Origin of the sequence: Mycobacterium colombiense CECT 3035 (genome assembly GCF_002105755.1) — a bacterium.
GTDB lineage: Bacteria > Actinomycetota > Actinomycetes > Mycobacteriales > Mycobacteriaceae > Mycobacterium > Mycobacterium colombiense.
In genome coordinates this window covers 4,829,830-4,842,324 of sequence record NZ_CP020821.1, presented here as the reverse complement: position 1 = coordinate 4,842,324, position 12,495 = coordinate 4,829,830, and the positions used below count along the sequence as shown (strand labels likewise).

Sequence of the window (12,495 nt, the reverse complement as noted above, 5' to 3'; positions counted from 1 at the left end):
GTTTTCTCCATGGTGTATGGCGCTCGCGCGGACCGGTCGGCGATATCGTTGACACTCCCCCGTGCTGGCCATACATTATCTGAAAGTCGTCCGCAGCGTTCTGCGGAACCAAGGAGACCGTCATGACCGTCGGTGCCGCTCCCCCAAGCGTTTTCGAAGCCGATCTGCCGACGCTGTCCTATGACCCGGAGGAAACCCCCACGCAGGTCTACCCGCGACTGCGGGAGGCGCAGCGGCAGGCCCCCGTCGCGATGGGACCCCACGGGCCCGAGGTGCTCTCCTACCACCTGGTCCGTTCCGTGCTCAGGGATCCCCGCTTCCAGATCCCGCCCGGCATCAACCTGCTCGCCCAGGGCATCGACTCGGGCCCGCTGTGGGACAAAGTCGCCAACAGCCTGCTGTGCCTGGAGGGCGACGCGCACCATCGGCTGCGCAGCCTGTGCTCCAAGGCGTTCACCCCCCGAACGGTCGCCCGCCTGCACGACACCATGGCCGGCGTGATGAACGAGTTGGTCGATCAGGTGGCCGACGCGGGCCACTGCGACGTCGTCACCGACATCGCGCGCCCCTACCCCGTGCCGATCATCTGCGCGCTGCTCGGCGCGCCCCGCGAGGATTGGCAACAGTTCTCGTTGTGGGCCGACGACGTGTTCAAGGCCTTCAGCTTCACCGTCGACCTGCGCGCGGTCGAGCCGGTCGTGATGCGCGCGTGGCGCGAGCTCGACGCCTACGTCGACGAGATGGTCGAGCGCCGCCGGCACAGTTTGACCGATGACCTGCTTTCCGACCTGATTCGCGCCGAGGACGAGGGTGACCGCCTCGACGCCGCCGAGCTGCGCATGCTGGCCGGTGGCCTGCTGCTGGCGGGGACGGACACCACGCGCAACCAGGTGGCCGCCTCGGTGCAGGTGCTGTGCGAACACCCGGAGCAGTGGGAGCGGCTGCGGCAGCGGCCCGAGCTGGCGATGCGTGCCGTCGAGGAGACCATGCGGCACTCGCCGATCGCCTGCGGCACCCTGCGCCTGGTGGTCGAGGACGCCGAGCTCGACGGCTGCTCGTTCCCCGCCGGCACCGCGGTGCTGGTGAATACCTTTGCGGCCAACCGTGATCCGGCGGTCTACGACGACCCCGACCGCGTCGACATCACCCGCGACGCGGCGCCGCCCATCCTGACCTTCGGCGGCGGCGTGCATTACTGCCTGGGCGCCAACCTGGCCAGGCGGGAGATCGCCGAGGCGCTGAACGTCCTCGCGAACCGGCTGCAGAACCCGCGGATGGCGGGGCCGGCGCCGTGGAAACCGATGGTGAGCCTGAGCGGGCCGATGAGCCTGCCCATCGAGTACGACCGGTAGGCATCGCCGGCATTCGCTGTGACAAAGGCCGCCGTGCGCCCGAGTCGCGGTCGCATCGGGGCGGCTCTACGCTCCTTGGTTACACGAACTTAACGGGGGTTTTCAATGCGTGCAGCCTGGATGCATGCGGCCCGGCACCGCCTGTTCACCTACGGGCGTGCCGCGGTCGCGGCGGTCGGCTGCCTGGCCATCGCGTCCTGCTCGGAGACCGCGGCGCCGCCCGCGCTCACCCCGACCACCTCGACCTCGGTCCCGAAAACCAGTGCCCGCGCGGCTGCCCCGCCCGCCCCGATCACCGGCCCGCTGGAGAAGGACTGGAAAAGTTATGGCGGAACGGCGTATTTCGGCTGCCCGGAGAAGTTCTCGGCAGGCAAAACGGCGCTCGACGACATCCGGCCGAAGATCTTCGATCCGAAGAGCGGGCGGTACGTGGCGCCCGCCATCCCCGCCATCCCGGCCGGGCAGAATCTCACCGGCGCCATCTGCGCGCTGACCGGCACCGCCGACGACATGAAGGTCGTGTACGTCGTCACGACCGCCACGCCGGCGCAGGCCCCGTCCCCCGGGGTCACCACGACCACCGCCTACGTCTTCGACTCCAAGTCGGGCCAGCAGGTGACCAGCAAGGAGCTGCAGCCGCCCGCTCCCGACCTGAAGTTGGCCGCGCCGAAGGATTGGGGGCTGGCCTCGACCGCCTCGGGGGTGGCGTGGCTCAACGCCTTCACCGATGGGCACGGCGCCGCGTCGCCGCCCCGCACCGTCGTGCTGTCCGGCGCCGACCTGTCGATGCTGTGGAACGACCCGCAACCCGGCCGGGTCTGGCAGGACGTTCTCGCGTTCCAACGCAACACCGAGCCCGCCAAGACATCCGGCGCCGAGCTGCGCCGGCCCAGCGGGGAGGCGATCTACCAGGACAACGACGTGCAATCCGTCGACGCCGAATTGACCGACGGCCCAAACAAACTGGTGAAGATCACGCACTGGGATTCGGACAACCCTCCCGTGCTGTCGACGATGTTCTACGACCTCAACGCCAAGTCCATCATCAAGATCGGCGATTCCGACCGGATCTCCGGCGGCGGGCTGACCGCGGCACTGTCGGATGGGAAATTGTTCGTCGACGGCCACGACTCGCAGACCTCCCAATTCGGCTTCGGCGTGTGGAACCTGCGCAGCCAGCAGTGGGACTTCCAGAAGAGCCGAGACGACGCCAAGAAGCTGTCGATCGCCAAGCTGGCGTTTTTCGAAGACCACCTCTACATCACCGGGACCGCCGGGACGTTCTCCGTAATCGCCTTGCCCGCACCCGATCCCGTCGCCTCGAGCTGGTCGTTGCGACCCTTCGAGCGCATCTCCGGGTGGACCCTGGTCTGCCGCGGCGAGACGGCGCCCGGGTCCAACGGCGAGTGCAAGGACATCGTCATGGTGCAAGACCAGGACGGCCACTATCCCGGGCCGTGGTTCTGAGTTCTCGCGCTCAGAACAAGCCGAGGGCCTGCGGGACCATGTACAGGCCGAAGCCGATGGTCACGAAACACAGTGCGCGGGTGAGGTGTTTGTGCAGCCCCCGCATTCGCCACTGCTCGGGCAGCGCCCTGGCCTCCAGGGCCAGCAGCAGGCCCAGCACGATCGGCAGCAGCAGCGCGTTCATCACCTCGACGTCGACGGCCAGGTTGACCAGGTCGACGCTGGCCAGCACCAGCACCGCGCCCACGATGTGGGCGAGCCCGTAGGTGAGGTAGAACTTGGCGGTGGCGCGGTTGGGCCGCTCGTTGAGCGTGTGCTTCCAGCTGAACACCTCCGCGAGCCCCCACGCCCCGGCCAGCGAGGCGACGATCGCCGCCACCAGCGCCGCACCCAGCATGCCCAGGCCGAACAGCACCGTCCCGCCGACGTGGCCCAGGTAGGGCGTCAGCGATTGGGCGATCTGGCCCACGGTCTGCAGCTCCGCCCCGCCGCCGTGCCGGCCGATCGTCGAGGCCATGGTGATCACCACAGCGATCATGATCAGCTGGGTCAGCACCGCCCCGAACGCGGTGTCGTACCGAGCCTGGCGAATCGTGCTCTCCGACAACCGCTTATCGACCACCGCGCCCTGCTGGTAGAAGATCATCCACGGCATGATGACCGCGCCGACGTTGGCCGCGACCAACAGCAGATACGACGAATTGCCCAGCGGCATCGACGTCAGGCCGTGCACGAGCGCCTTCGGATCCGGGCGGGCCATCACCATCGCCACCAGGAACGCCAGCTCGGCCGCCCCGACGACCAGGCCGATGCGCTCGACGCGCCGGTAGCTGCCGGTCAGCGCCAGCGCCAGCAGCGCGACGGTCGCGACCGGAATGCTCACCCACCGCGAGACACCGAACAGCTCACCGACACCGGCCACGCCGGCGAATTCGGTCAGCAACGCCCCGATCGCCGAGGCGAACAGGGTGAACGCCGAGAGCCACGCCCAGCCGCGGCCGAACCGCTCCCGAATGAGCGAGCCGTGCCCGCGCTTGGTGACGATGCCCAGGCGCACCGTCATCTCCTGCACGACGTAGAGGACCGGCATCAAGATCAGCTGCGGCAGCACCATCCGGTAGCCCCATTGGGCGCCGGATTGCGACGCGGTGATCAGCGACCCCGCGTCGGTGTCGGCCAGCATCACCACCAGGCCGGGCCCCCACACCGACAGCAGCCCCCACCGCAGCCAACGGCCACGTGTTCGCAGTGACACCGGCCGTCGATCGTCGAATTCGTCGGTCACCGGCTGGGTGGTTGTCTCGGTCACCCGGCGATGATAGCTAAGGGTCGCCTAACCGTGAGCGCTTTCCCGAGAGCGCCGTTGACCAAAATGGCATGGCCATTCTCGAAAATGCGATAGGTCTTCTCGAAATGCGAGAGTACGTTACCGAAGTATGCAAACGGTGCGTAGCTTCTGCCGTGTCTGCACCTCGGTCTGCGGCATCCTCGTCGACGTCGACGGCGACGAGGTGATCCGCGTCCGCGGCGACCAAGAGCATCCCTTCTCGCACGGCTACACCTGCCCGAAGGGCCGCGCGCTGCCGCAGCTCCACCACCACCCGGACCGACTCGAACGCCCGCGGATGCGAGTGGACGGCCGGCTGCGGGACGCCACCTGGGACGCCTGCCTGGACGACCTGGGCGCCCGGCTCAAGGAGATCATCGACCGGCACGGACCCGAGTCGGTCGCGTTCTACTTCTCCACCATGGAAAGCGCCGGCTTCCGGATGGCCGAGGCGCTGCACGCCGCCATCGGCACCCCGGCCAAGTTCAGCCCGCTGACCATCGACGGCACCGCCAAACCCTTGGTCTCCGACCTCGTCGGTGGATTCATGGGGTTGTCCGGAAGAACCGACCTGGACAACGCCGACTTCCTGTTGCTCGTCGGTGTCAATCCCGTTGTGTCGCACGGCCATGCGATCTCGATGCCCAACCCGACCGGAACGGTGCGCGAGATCGCCCGCCGCGGGCAGGTGTGGGTGATCGACCCGCGCCGCACCGAGACGGCCCGGCTGGCCACCGCCCACCTGGCGCCGCGACCCAGTACCGACCACGCGGTGCTCGCCTACCTGGTGCGCGAAATCCTGTGCGACGGAATGAAAACCGATGTCCCGATGCAGGGCATCGACGAGCTGGCCGCCGCGGTGGAGCCGTTCACACTCGAACACACCGCGCAGCTCGCCGACGTCGCCGCGGCCGACCTGGTCCGGCTGTGCGAGGCGGTGCGCGCCGCCGAGTGCGTCGCGGTCGAAACCGGCACGGGCGTCACCATGACGGCCGAGCGCGCCAACGTCACGCAGTGGCTCGCATGGGTGCTGATGATCCTCACCGGCGCTATGAACCGGCCCGGCGGCACCTGGTTCCATCCCGGATTCGCTTACCAGCTGGAAACTTTCGGCGAGTTCCTGCCCGTCACGCCGATCGAGGGGGCGTTCGGCCCCGGACCGCGCAGCCGTCCCGAGGCGCAGGCCTTCATCAACGAATGGCCGTGCGCGGTGCTGCCCGACGAGATCGCCGCAGGCAACATCCGTGCCCTGATCAACGTCGGTGGCAGCCTGGTCACCTCGTTTCCCGAGACGGGCAAACTAATTCCGGCCCTGCAACACCTCGAGGTGTTCGCCACCACCGAGATCATCAACAACGAGACCACGGAGCTGGCCACCCACGTCCTGCCCACCAAGGATCCGTTGGAGCGCCCCGACATCACCATCCACGACATCCTCAGTTCGCATGTGTCGGTGCAGTACAGCCCGGCCGTCGTCGCGCCGGTCGGCGAACGGCGCTCGATGTGGTGGGTGTTCGCCGAACTCGGCCGCCGGCTCGGTTACGACCTCGGCAATCTCGGCAATCCCGACACCAGCACCGACGACGATGTGCTGGCTGTCCTATTGGCCGGCGCGCGAACGGGTTTCGACGAGGTGGCGGCCGTGGGCTGGGCGGAGGCGCCGCGCGAGCTACCGGCGGCCTGGGTCGATGACCATATCGCGCGGATGGGTGGCTGGCGGCTGGCGCCACCGCTGCTGGTCGACCAGCTCGCGGCCCTGCAGCCGCCCGCACCGCTGGTGATGGTGCCGCGCAGGCAACGCCGAAAGCTCAACGGGCAGCTCGACTTTCTCGGCGAGGCGCCCGAGATCCTCATCCATCCCGACGACGGCGCCGCCGCGGGGGTCGCCGACGGTGAGAAGGTGATTGTCCGCAGCAGCAGCGGTGAACTGACCGGCATCGCCAAGGTCGACGACTCCATCCGGCGCGGCGCGGTGTCGATCCCGCACGGCCACCACGTAGCCAACGTCAACCGCCTGACCAACAAGGACGACATCGACGTGGTGACCGGCATGGTGCGCTATTCCGGCATCCCGGTCAGCCTGCATCCCGCTTAAGGGCTGTTCTAAGCGGATATGCAGGGATCGAATATGGCGGGGGCCGTATTGCTCTGTACACCAATAATTTTCATCCGGCGCGACGGTGGTGAGCTCAGAGATCGAGGACGATGCGCCGGATCCGACTCAGGCGAGTGCCTGCAGGACTAGGCCGACGTCGTCGGGGGTGTTGTAGAGGTGAAACGACAACCGGGTCCGGCCAGCCCGGGTGCTGACCGTGACGCCAGCGTCTGCTAACCGCTGCGTGGCCTGGCTCGCTAGGTCGAGTGAGATGATCGCCGAGTTGCGCGAAGGAAGGCCTAAGCCGGCCAGCACCGCGTCAGCCAGGCCCACGCAGTGCTCGCGTACCACCGTGAGGTCCAGGCCGGTCAGCCACGGCAGCGACACTGCCGCCCCGCGCTGCGCGAACCACACAGGAGACGAATCGAGACGACGCGCCTGGTCACACAACCGGAGCGGCAGGCCGTACAGACTCGACCACATGTTTTGTGCCGCGGACCAATTCGCCACCTGCGGGACGAGACCAGCGAGCACCTCGGGGTGCGTTGCCATCCAGGCAGCACCGCGCGGCGCCAACAGCCACTTGTATCCGGCGCCGACAGCAAAATGCGCCCAACCCAATCTCAGCGGTTGCCAGCCGGCTGCCTGGCTGACATCGAGCAACACGACAGCCCCGACATCTTGTGCCGCGACACGCAGTTCGTCGAGATCTATCGCTGCGCCGTCGGCGGATTGCACCGCGCTGACCGCGACCAGATCATCTCCGCGCATCTGCGATATCAGATCGCTCGGTGGGACCTCAGTTACGGTGACGCCGCGATGCTGCTGCGCCGCGAACGGAAATGTCACGCTGGTGAATTCGTCGCGCACCGTCAGGATCCTGGCGCCGTTCGGCACGCTTGCGGCGACAAGTCCGACAAGTTGAGACACGCTGGTCCCGGTCGCCACATCAGTCGGCGATACGCCTACCAGTTGGGCGAAAGCGGCACGCGCCATTGCGATGTCGTCATCGAAGTCTGTCACCCGGATGCCGCCCGCTGTCCATTGCCGTACCGTGTCGAGCAACGTATCGGCCGCGCGAGCGAACGGAAGTCCGATCGAGGCTGTGTCTAGGTAGCCGGGCGGGACGTCGAACTTCTCGCCGAACGTCTCGCGCACATGCGCAGCTTATCGCCGCGGGAGGTATCTAGGCGAACCCTTTACCTGCTGCATGGCGAACGTGCTCGTGCTCCACAACTCGCGATTCCTCAGCGAGGCTGAGGGACGCCGACGCGAGAGCGCCACCAGCGCCACGCTATCGAGGGGTGACGCAACAGCGTGGGCAGCATTGCTACGGGGTCGAAGTAAGTGACGCGTTCGATCGCCCTGCCATCGCGGAGGCACAGACGATTCACGTTGGGCCATTCGATTAAATGTCCTGCGATGTGGGCGTGGAGCCGAAATTCTATGAAGACCACATCTTCATCCCCGCTCCAGTAGTCGACATGGGCGTGCAGGCCGGGAAGGCAGTACCCGAAGCGTTGGAACTGGGTTTGCGCAGCTTCGATCCCGACCATCCGGGGTACGAGTGGCTGCATAAGCACCACATCTTGGTGCAGGAGTCCGGCCAAACCATGACGCGACGGATCTGCCCAGAACTCGGCGAATTTGACAACAAAAGTCTTTGGATCCGAAGTTCCGCTCACTCCACCGATGATGCTTGCGAGGCACTGCCAGCTCCACCCACCGCGCTGCCAGCTACTGCCAGCTGCAGTTGAGGGTGTGCCGGCGCAGATGTATTGCATGGCATGCGCGCAGATGACCGGCAACGCCGGTATTGGCCTGGAGACCGCGCCTTACCGTATTCTTAATTTTGCCTTATATTTCTTACTATTTGATTCCCCCGACGGAAAGGTCCCCGTGATGCCTTTCGCTGACCAGACGCACTTGAGCCGCGCCGCCCAGGCCGTCGATGACCTTCTCGCGCATCTCGCCGAGGAGGATTGGATGGCTCCGACTCCGTGCACAGGCTGGAGTGTCGCCGACGTCGCACAGCACCTCGTCGAGGTCAACCTCGATTTCGCCGATCGAATGCTCCCCGCTGGCTTCCAAACACCTGCTGGCACAACCACACCCGGTGATTTCCTGGGCAGCTACCGCCACTCGGTCGAGGCACTGAACGAGGCGCTGGCGACCCAGATAGGCGACTCGGCCGTCGGTATCCCGCCGCCGCAACTAAGCAGCCGGCTGGCCCTTCGTGTGGCGGATCTGCTCACGCATAGTTGGGACATCGCGTCGGCCACCGGCACACCCCTGCACCTGCCACCGGATCTATGCGCCGAAGCCCTGACCTTCGCCCAGAGCCGCTCAGCGGCCCTACAACGCAGCGGCCAATTCGCGCCACCTCAACCAATCCATGAACACGCCCCCGCCATCGACCGACTGGCCGCTCTATCTGGCCGGCAAGTGCACGCACGTCCCCACGGCAATCACCGAGCACGCTAGCGCCGCAGGTCGACGCCGTCAGACTCACGAGCCGCCCGACGAATCGTCCGGCGAAAAGAACAAATGAAGCGATAGGCTAGGCAACCGGTGACCGTCATCATCTCCCGCGTGGCCAACGCGCTGATCGCGGACGTCGATGTCACCGCAGCGACGACGTCGGTCAATAGGCGAGTGCTGGACCGCTACCGGCGCCGCTACGGTGGCCTGTGGGTCGGGGGCAGGCTCACCGTTACCGATACCGACGTTGCGTTCCACGCCAACGCGCTGAACCGCTCGATCCAGTCGGGACAGCTGGACATCGTCGTCGACCTCCGCTCGATCGAATCGGTCGAAGTGCTGCCGGGTGTCCTCACCAAGATCATCGCCATACACACCGCCGACCGGGTGACCAAAGTCCGCTGCTTCGGCGCAGCGAAGGTTGCCGATCGGATTCGCGCTGCAGCATCGTCGGCGGGGCCGGCCCCGCAGGCGTGACGCGTCCGGCGCAGGGCGCTCACGACGGCGGGCGCGGCGACGCCCGAAGCCCAGTGCGTCCCGTAGTGGAACGAGATGCTCTGTGCTGCAGGGAAAGTCATCAGAGGACCGCGTCTGCCAGGCGGTCGATCTGGTCGATCTCGGCGACGCAGGGGTGGAACATGATTCCGTCGAAGCCTAGGTCGCGGTAGGCGCGCACGGTCTGGGCCGCCTCGTTGGCGGAGCTGAGCATGTCCTCGACGTTGAGGGCGGCATAGTCGGGCTTGAAGCCGTAGTAACGCCTGAGGTGAGCACGACCGGCAGCGATGGTGCCGGCATCGCCGAAGGCGAAGTTGACACTGGCGTGAAGCCGCGGGCGCTCCGCGCGGCCCGCCTCCGCCCATGCCACGCGCACCCGGTCGGCGAGCGCGGCCTGGTTCGCGTAGTCGCGCAACGCGCCCGCGGTCCAGCCGTCACCGATCGTGGCCACCCGGCGGATTGTCGCGTCCGCTCGTCCGCCGAACAGAATCGGAATCCGCATCGGCGCAGGGGCCAACGCCTTGTCGCCGGTCACGGTGTGGCCTTCGCACGTGTCGCGCAGCACGGCCACGGTCTCGTCGAGAATGCGTCCGCGTCGCGAATAGTCGACGCCGACGGCGGCGTAGTCGTCGGATCGGCTCCCGATGCCGAGGCCGAGGGTGAGCCGCCCACCAGATGCGTCGGCGAGGGTGGTGACTTGCTTGCTCAGCAGCACGGCGGGGTACAGCGGAGCCAGCAGCACGTTGGTCATGAGGCCGATGTCGGTGGTTGCGCCCGCGGCCACGGCCGTCGCGACGATCGAGTCGAGGCTTTCGTACACCAGCCGGTCTATCGCGGCGAGTTGGGCGAAACCCCGCTGTTCGGCTCGGCTCGCCCACTCGGCAGTCAACGGTCCCGGCACGTGCGCGATATGGCTGGGCAATCCAATTCCGATGCGCATGGTGGTCACTCCTTAAGGGTTGATTGCCGCGAAGACGTCGTCGTAGTGGCCGTCGCGGGCGGCGAATCGCACCCGCTGGGCGGCATCGACTACGATCTCTGCGGCGTCAGGTTGACTGTGTAATAACGAAAACATTTCGGCGACAAAGGCATTCAACGACATCGCGCCCGCGCCGCCCTGCTCGGCGATCATGTCGGTTTCGACCCGCGGCGGGATGATCTCGATGACCTGGATCGGAGTGTGCCGCAACTGGTGGCGAAGAGACTGGGTGTAGGCGTGCAGGCCCGCCTTCGTCGCTGAGTAAGTCGGCACGACCGCTTTGGGGACGAACGCCAAAGCGGAGGTGACGTTGGCGATTGCGGCCTCGGGTTGCAACAGCAGGGTGGGTAACAGCGCCGCGGTGAGCCGTATCGGGCCCAGCAGGTTGACCGCGACCGTCTGCTCGGCGACTTCGGCCGGTGCGGCCTCGCCGGACGATAGGTCTTCGGTGCGCATGACCGCCGCGTTGTTGACCAGGACGTTGAGACCCGGGTGGCTGCCGGTCAGTTCGGTGGCCAGCCGATCGATGCTGTCCGGCTCCGCCAGGTCTAGATGGCGGTGTTCGATGCCCGGGTTGGCATCGGCGACGGCCTGCAACACGTCGCGACGGCGCCCGGCGATCACGACCCGGTTGCCCGCTCGATGCAGGGTTTCGGCCAGTGCGCGACCGATCCCGCTGCCGCCACCGGTGACCAAGACGGTGTTGCCTGTCAGGTTCATGGTCTCCAGGCTCGCAGCGCCACCACCGAACTTGCGATGGTCGCAGCGAAAATCGCGAGAAATCCTCATTTGAGCCGTTGCCAACGCATACTTTTCTTTGTGCTTGACCGACTGGACGCGCAGATTCTGCATGCCGTGCAGTTGGCTCCCCGCGTGTCGTTTCGGCGGATCGCCACCGTCATCGAGGCCACCGAACAGACGGTCGCGCGGCGCTACCATCGACTGCGCCGCGACGGCGTGGTGCGCGTTGTCGGGCTGGAGAACCGGTGGGTCGACGGCGAAGGGAGTTGGGTGTGCCGGATGCGCGCCGCACCCGAACGCATCCAGAAGCTGGCCGACGCGCTGGTGCGCCGGCCAGACGTGTCCCATGCCAACGTGCTGGCCGGATGGACTGATCTGGTCTGCGTCATCCGCGCACCACTGGACAACGGTCGTGAGGATCTGCTGCAGCTCCTGCCGCGGACGACCTCCGTAACCGACATCACCATCGATCTGCTGCTGCATTCGTTCGGTCACCCCGCAAGCGCTCCATGGACCGGCTATGGCCCCACGCTCACCGATCGGCAGGCCGCGGAGATCCTGGCCGAGCGGACCGGCCCGCTGTCAGGCGCTCAACGGTGCCTGCCGACCGCGGACGACCGCCCGATCTTCGAGGCGCTCGCCGAGGACGGCCGGATGTCGCAACCCAAGCTCGCCGCACGCGCGGGCTGGTCGGTGGCGCGGCTGGGCCGGCGAATCGCGGCGCTGGAAGCTTGCGGCGCGCTGCTTTACGACGTCGACCTCTTGCCGGAACGGCTCGGCCACCAGCTCAGCGCGATGCTGTGGCTGACGCTGGCACCCCGTGACGTCCACCGTGTGGGCGAGCGCATCGCGGCGCACCACCACATCGCCTTTGCCGGCGCGGTCAGTGGGACCAAAAACCTGGTGGCGATTGTCATCTGCCGAGACATCGACGATCTGTACAGGTACCTCAGCGAGCAACTCGGACAGATCGAGGAAATCCTCAGCTATGAGGTCAACATCCGGACTCAACGCCTCAAGCAACACGGATCGCTTGTGGCACAAGGGCGATTGATCAACCCCCGACCGATTCGCACTCCACGCTAGCGATTCATTCGGCTCGGCTCGGCGCGGTAGCTCCCGGGTTGCGCGCCAATACGGGCGTGAACAACGAAGCGATGAGCCGCAGACCAGAAGTTCGGCGGTAATGTCGCACTCGTCGCCAACCAGGAGATGCCATGGGACTGTTCAGAAGGCGAAGTCGAGCCCAACCAACCTTGAGCGATGCCAAGGTCTACTACTCCACCCCCTTCGGCAACACCAAAGACGGCAAAGAGAAGGTGTTCCTGCTCGGGCGCGACGGCGTGCAGTACTTCCCGGTGTTCCGTAGCAGGGAGTCGCTCATGGCTTTCTATGAAAAGATGAATCGCGCCGGCTACATGATTCTCGAGGGAGACGTGCGCAGTGTCGCCGAGACCATCCGCTCGATCGAGCTGATGAAGGACGTGGCGATTGTTGTCGAGCCGTTGAGCGAGAATCCCGTCGAGATCATGCCCGGCTCATGACGGAGCTGAACGAC

At 66.5% G+C, this 12,495-nt stretch carries 12 protein-coding genes; 7 read left to right on the top strand and 5 right to left on the bottom strand.

What is annotated here, in order from left to right; translation table 11 throughout:
* Positions 1 to 122 precede the first annotated feature (122 nt).
* Together B9D87_RS22825 and B9D87_RS22820 are read left to right on the top strand one after the other, a co-directional pair.
* Positions 123 to 1,352: a cytochrome P450 gene (locus tag B9D87_RS22825; protein ID WP_007768008.1), complete on the top strand. Its 1,230-nt coding sequence runs from the start codon at positions 123 to 125 to the stop codon at positions 1,350 to 1,352.
* Between the two features lie 105 nt (positions 1,353 to 1,457).
* Positions 1,458 to 2,819 carry a hypothetical protein gene (locus B9D87_RS22820; RefSeq protein WP_415623717.1) on the top strand — a complete coding sequence of 454 codons (1,362 nt, stop codon included), beginning with the start codon at positions 1,458 to 1,460 and terminating at the stop codon, positions 2,817 to 2,819.
* Positions 2,820 to 2,829: 10 nt separating this feature from the next.
* Here the strand turns inward: B9D87_RS22820 and B9D87_RS22815 are convergent, their stop codons facing one another.
* Positions 2,830 to 4,128 (bottom strand): NRAMP family divalent metal transporter, encoded by a 1,299-nt coding sequence (locus tag B9D87_RS22815; protein ID WP_007768018.1) that lies wholly within the window; start codon positions 4,126 to 4,128, stop codon positions 2,830 to 2,832.
* Positions 4,129 to 4,255: 127 nt separating this feature from the next.
* On the opposite strand from B9D87_RS22815, the gene B9D87_RS22810 reads away from it, so the two are divergent.
* Entirely contained in the window at positions 4,256 to 6,241 is a 1,986-nt protein-coding gene (locus tag B9D87_RS22810) for a molybdopterin-containing oxidoreductase family protein (protein ID WP_007768021.1), read from the top strand.
* Between the two features lie 126 nt (positions 6,242 to 6,367).
* Here the strand turns inward: B9D87_RS22810 and B9D87_RS22805 are convergent, their stop codons facing one another.
* Both B9D87_RS22805 and B9D87_RS22800 read right to left on the bottom strand, forming a co-directional pair.
* On the bottom strand, positions 6,368 to 7,399 hold the full coding sequence (locus B9D87_RS22805; RefSeq protein WP_007768024.1) for an aminotransferase class V-fold PLP-dependent enzyme: 1,032 nt from the start codon (positions 7,397 to 7,399) through the stop codon (positions 6,368 to 6,370).
* Between the two features lie 89 nt (positions 7,400 to 7,488).
* Positions 7,489 to 7,926 carry a nuclear transport factor 2 family protein gene (locus B9D87_RS22800; RefSeq protein ID WP_040629233.1) on the bottom strand — a complete coding sequence of 146 codons (438 nt, stop codon included), beginning with the start codon at positions 7,924 to 7,926 and terminating at the stop codon, positions 7,489 to 7,491.
* Between the two features lie 112 nt (positions 7,927 to 8,038).
* Here B9D87_RS22800 and B9D87_RS22795 point away from each other — a divergent pair, with 112 nt between their 5' ends.
* Together B9D87_RS22795 and B9D87_RS22790 are read left to right on the top strand one after the other, a co-directional pair.
* Positions 8,039 to 8,725 carry a TIGR03086 family metal-binding protein gene (locus B9D87_RS22795; RefSeq protein ID WP_157373205.1) on the top strand — a complete coding sequence of 229 codons (687 nt, stop codon included), beginning with the start codon at positions 8,039 to 8,041 and terminating at the stop codon, positions 8,723 to 8,725.
* A gap of 87 nt (positions 8,726 to 8,812) precedes the next feature.
* The gene (locus tag B9D87_RS22790) at positions 8,813 to 9,199 is read left to right on the top strand and encodes a hypothetical protein (RefSeq protein WP_007768032.1); all 387 of its coding nucleotides are present in this window, start codon (positions 8,813 to 8,815) and stop codon (positions 9,197 to 9,199) included.
* A 100-nt stretch (positions 9,200 to 9,299) separates the two neighbouring features.
* On the opposite strand, the gene B9D87_RS22785 is transcribed toward B9D87_RS22790, so the two are convergent.
* Both B9D87_RS22785 and B9D87_RS22780 read right to left on the bottom strand, forming a co-directional pair.
* Entirely contained in the window at positions 9,300 to 10,157 is an 858-nt protein-coding gene (locus B9D87_RS22785) for an LLM class flavin-dependent oxidoreductase (RefSeq protein ID WP_007768034.1), read from the bottom strand.
* Positions 10,158 to 10,169: 12 nt separating this feature from the next.
* The gene (locus tag B9D87_RS22780; RefSeq protein WP_007768035.1) at positions 10,170 to 10,916 is read right to left on the bottom strand and encodes an SDR family oxidoreductase; all 747 of its coding nucleotides are present in this window, start codon (positions 10,914 to 10,916) and stop codon (positions 10,170 to 10,172) included.
* A gap of 36 nt (positions 10,917 to 10,952) precedes the next feature.
* On the opposite strand from B9D87_RS22780, the gene B9D87_RS22775 reads away from it, so the two are divergent.
* Both B9D87_RS22775 and B9D87_RS22770 read left to right on the top strand, forming a co-directional pair.
* Positions 10,953 to 12,023, top strand: coding sequence for an Lrp/AsnC family transcriptional regulator (locus B9D87_RS22775; RefSeq protein WP_052002398.1), 1,071 nt, complete (start codon positions 10,953 to 10,955; stop codon positions 12,021 to 12,023).
* 131 nt (positions 12,024 to 12,154) lie between these two features.
* Positions 12,155 to 12,481 carry a hypothetical protein gene (locus tag B9D87_RS22770; RefSeq protein WP_040629236.1) on the top strand — a complete coding sequence of 109 codons (327 nt, stop codon included), beginning with the start codon at positions 12,155 to 12,157 and terminating at the stop codon, positions 12,479 to 12,481.
* Positions 12,482 to 12,495: the final 14 nt, after the last annotated feature.

Bases quoted from the DNA above. Each gene is read 5' to 3' on its own strand.
- B9D87_RS22820 (WP_415623717.1), top strand. From the start codon at position 1,458: ATGCGTGCAGCCTGGATGCATGCGGCCCGGCACCGCCTGTTCACCTAC.
- B9D87_RS22795 (WP_157373205.1), top strand. From the start codon at position 8,039: ATGACCGGCAACGCCGGTATTGGCCTGGAGACCGCGCCTTACCGTATT.
- B9D87_RS22775 (WP_052002398.1), top strand. From the start codon at position 10,953: ATGGTCGCAGCGAAAATCGCGAGAAATCCTCATTTGAGCCGTTGCCAA.
- B9D87_RS22785 (WP_007768034.1), bottom strand. From the start codon at position 10,157: ATGCGCATCGGAATTGGATTGCCCAGCCATATCGCGCACGTGCCGGGA.
- B9D87_RS22825 (WP_007768008.1), top strand. From the start codon at position 123: ATGACCGTCGGTGCCGCTCCCCCAAGCGTTTTCGAAGCCGATCTGCCG.
- B9D87_RS22770 (WP_040629236.1), top strand. From the start codon at position 12,155: ATGGGACTGTTCAGAAGGCGAAGTCGAGCCCAACCAACCTTGAGCGAT.
- B9D87_RS22780 (WP_007768035.1), bottom strand. From the start codon at position 10,916: ATGAACCTGACAGGCAACACCGTCTTGGTCACCGGTGGCGGCAGCGGG.
- B9D87_RS22810 (WP_007768021.1), top strand. From the start codon at position 4,256: ATGCAAACGGTGCGTAGCTTCTGCCGTGTCTGCACCTCGGTCTGCGGC.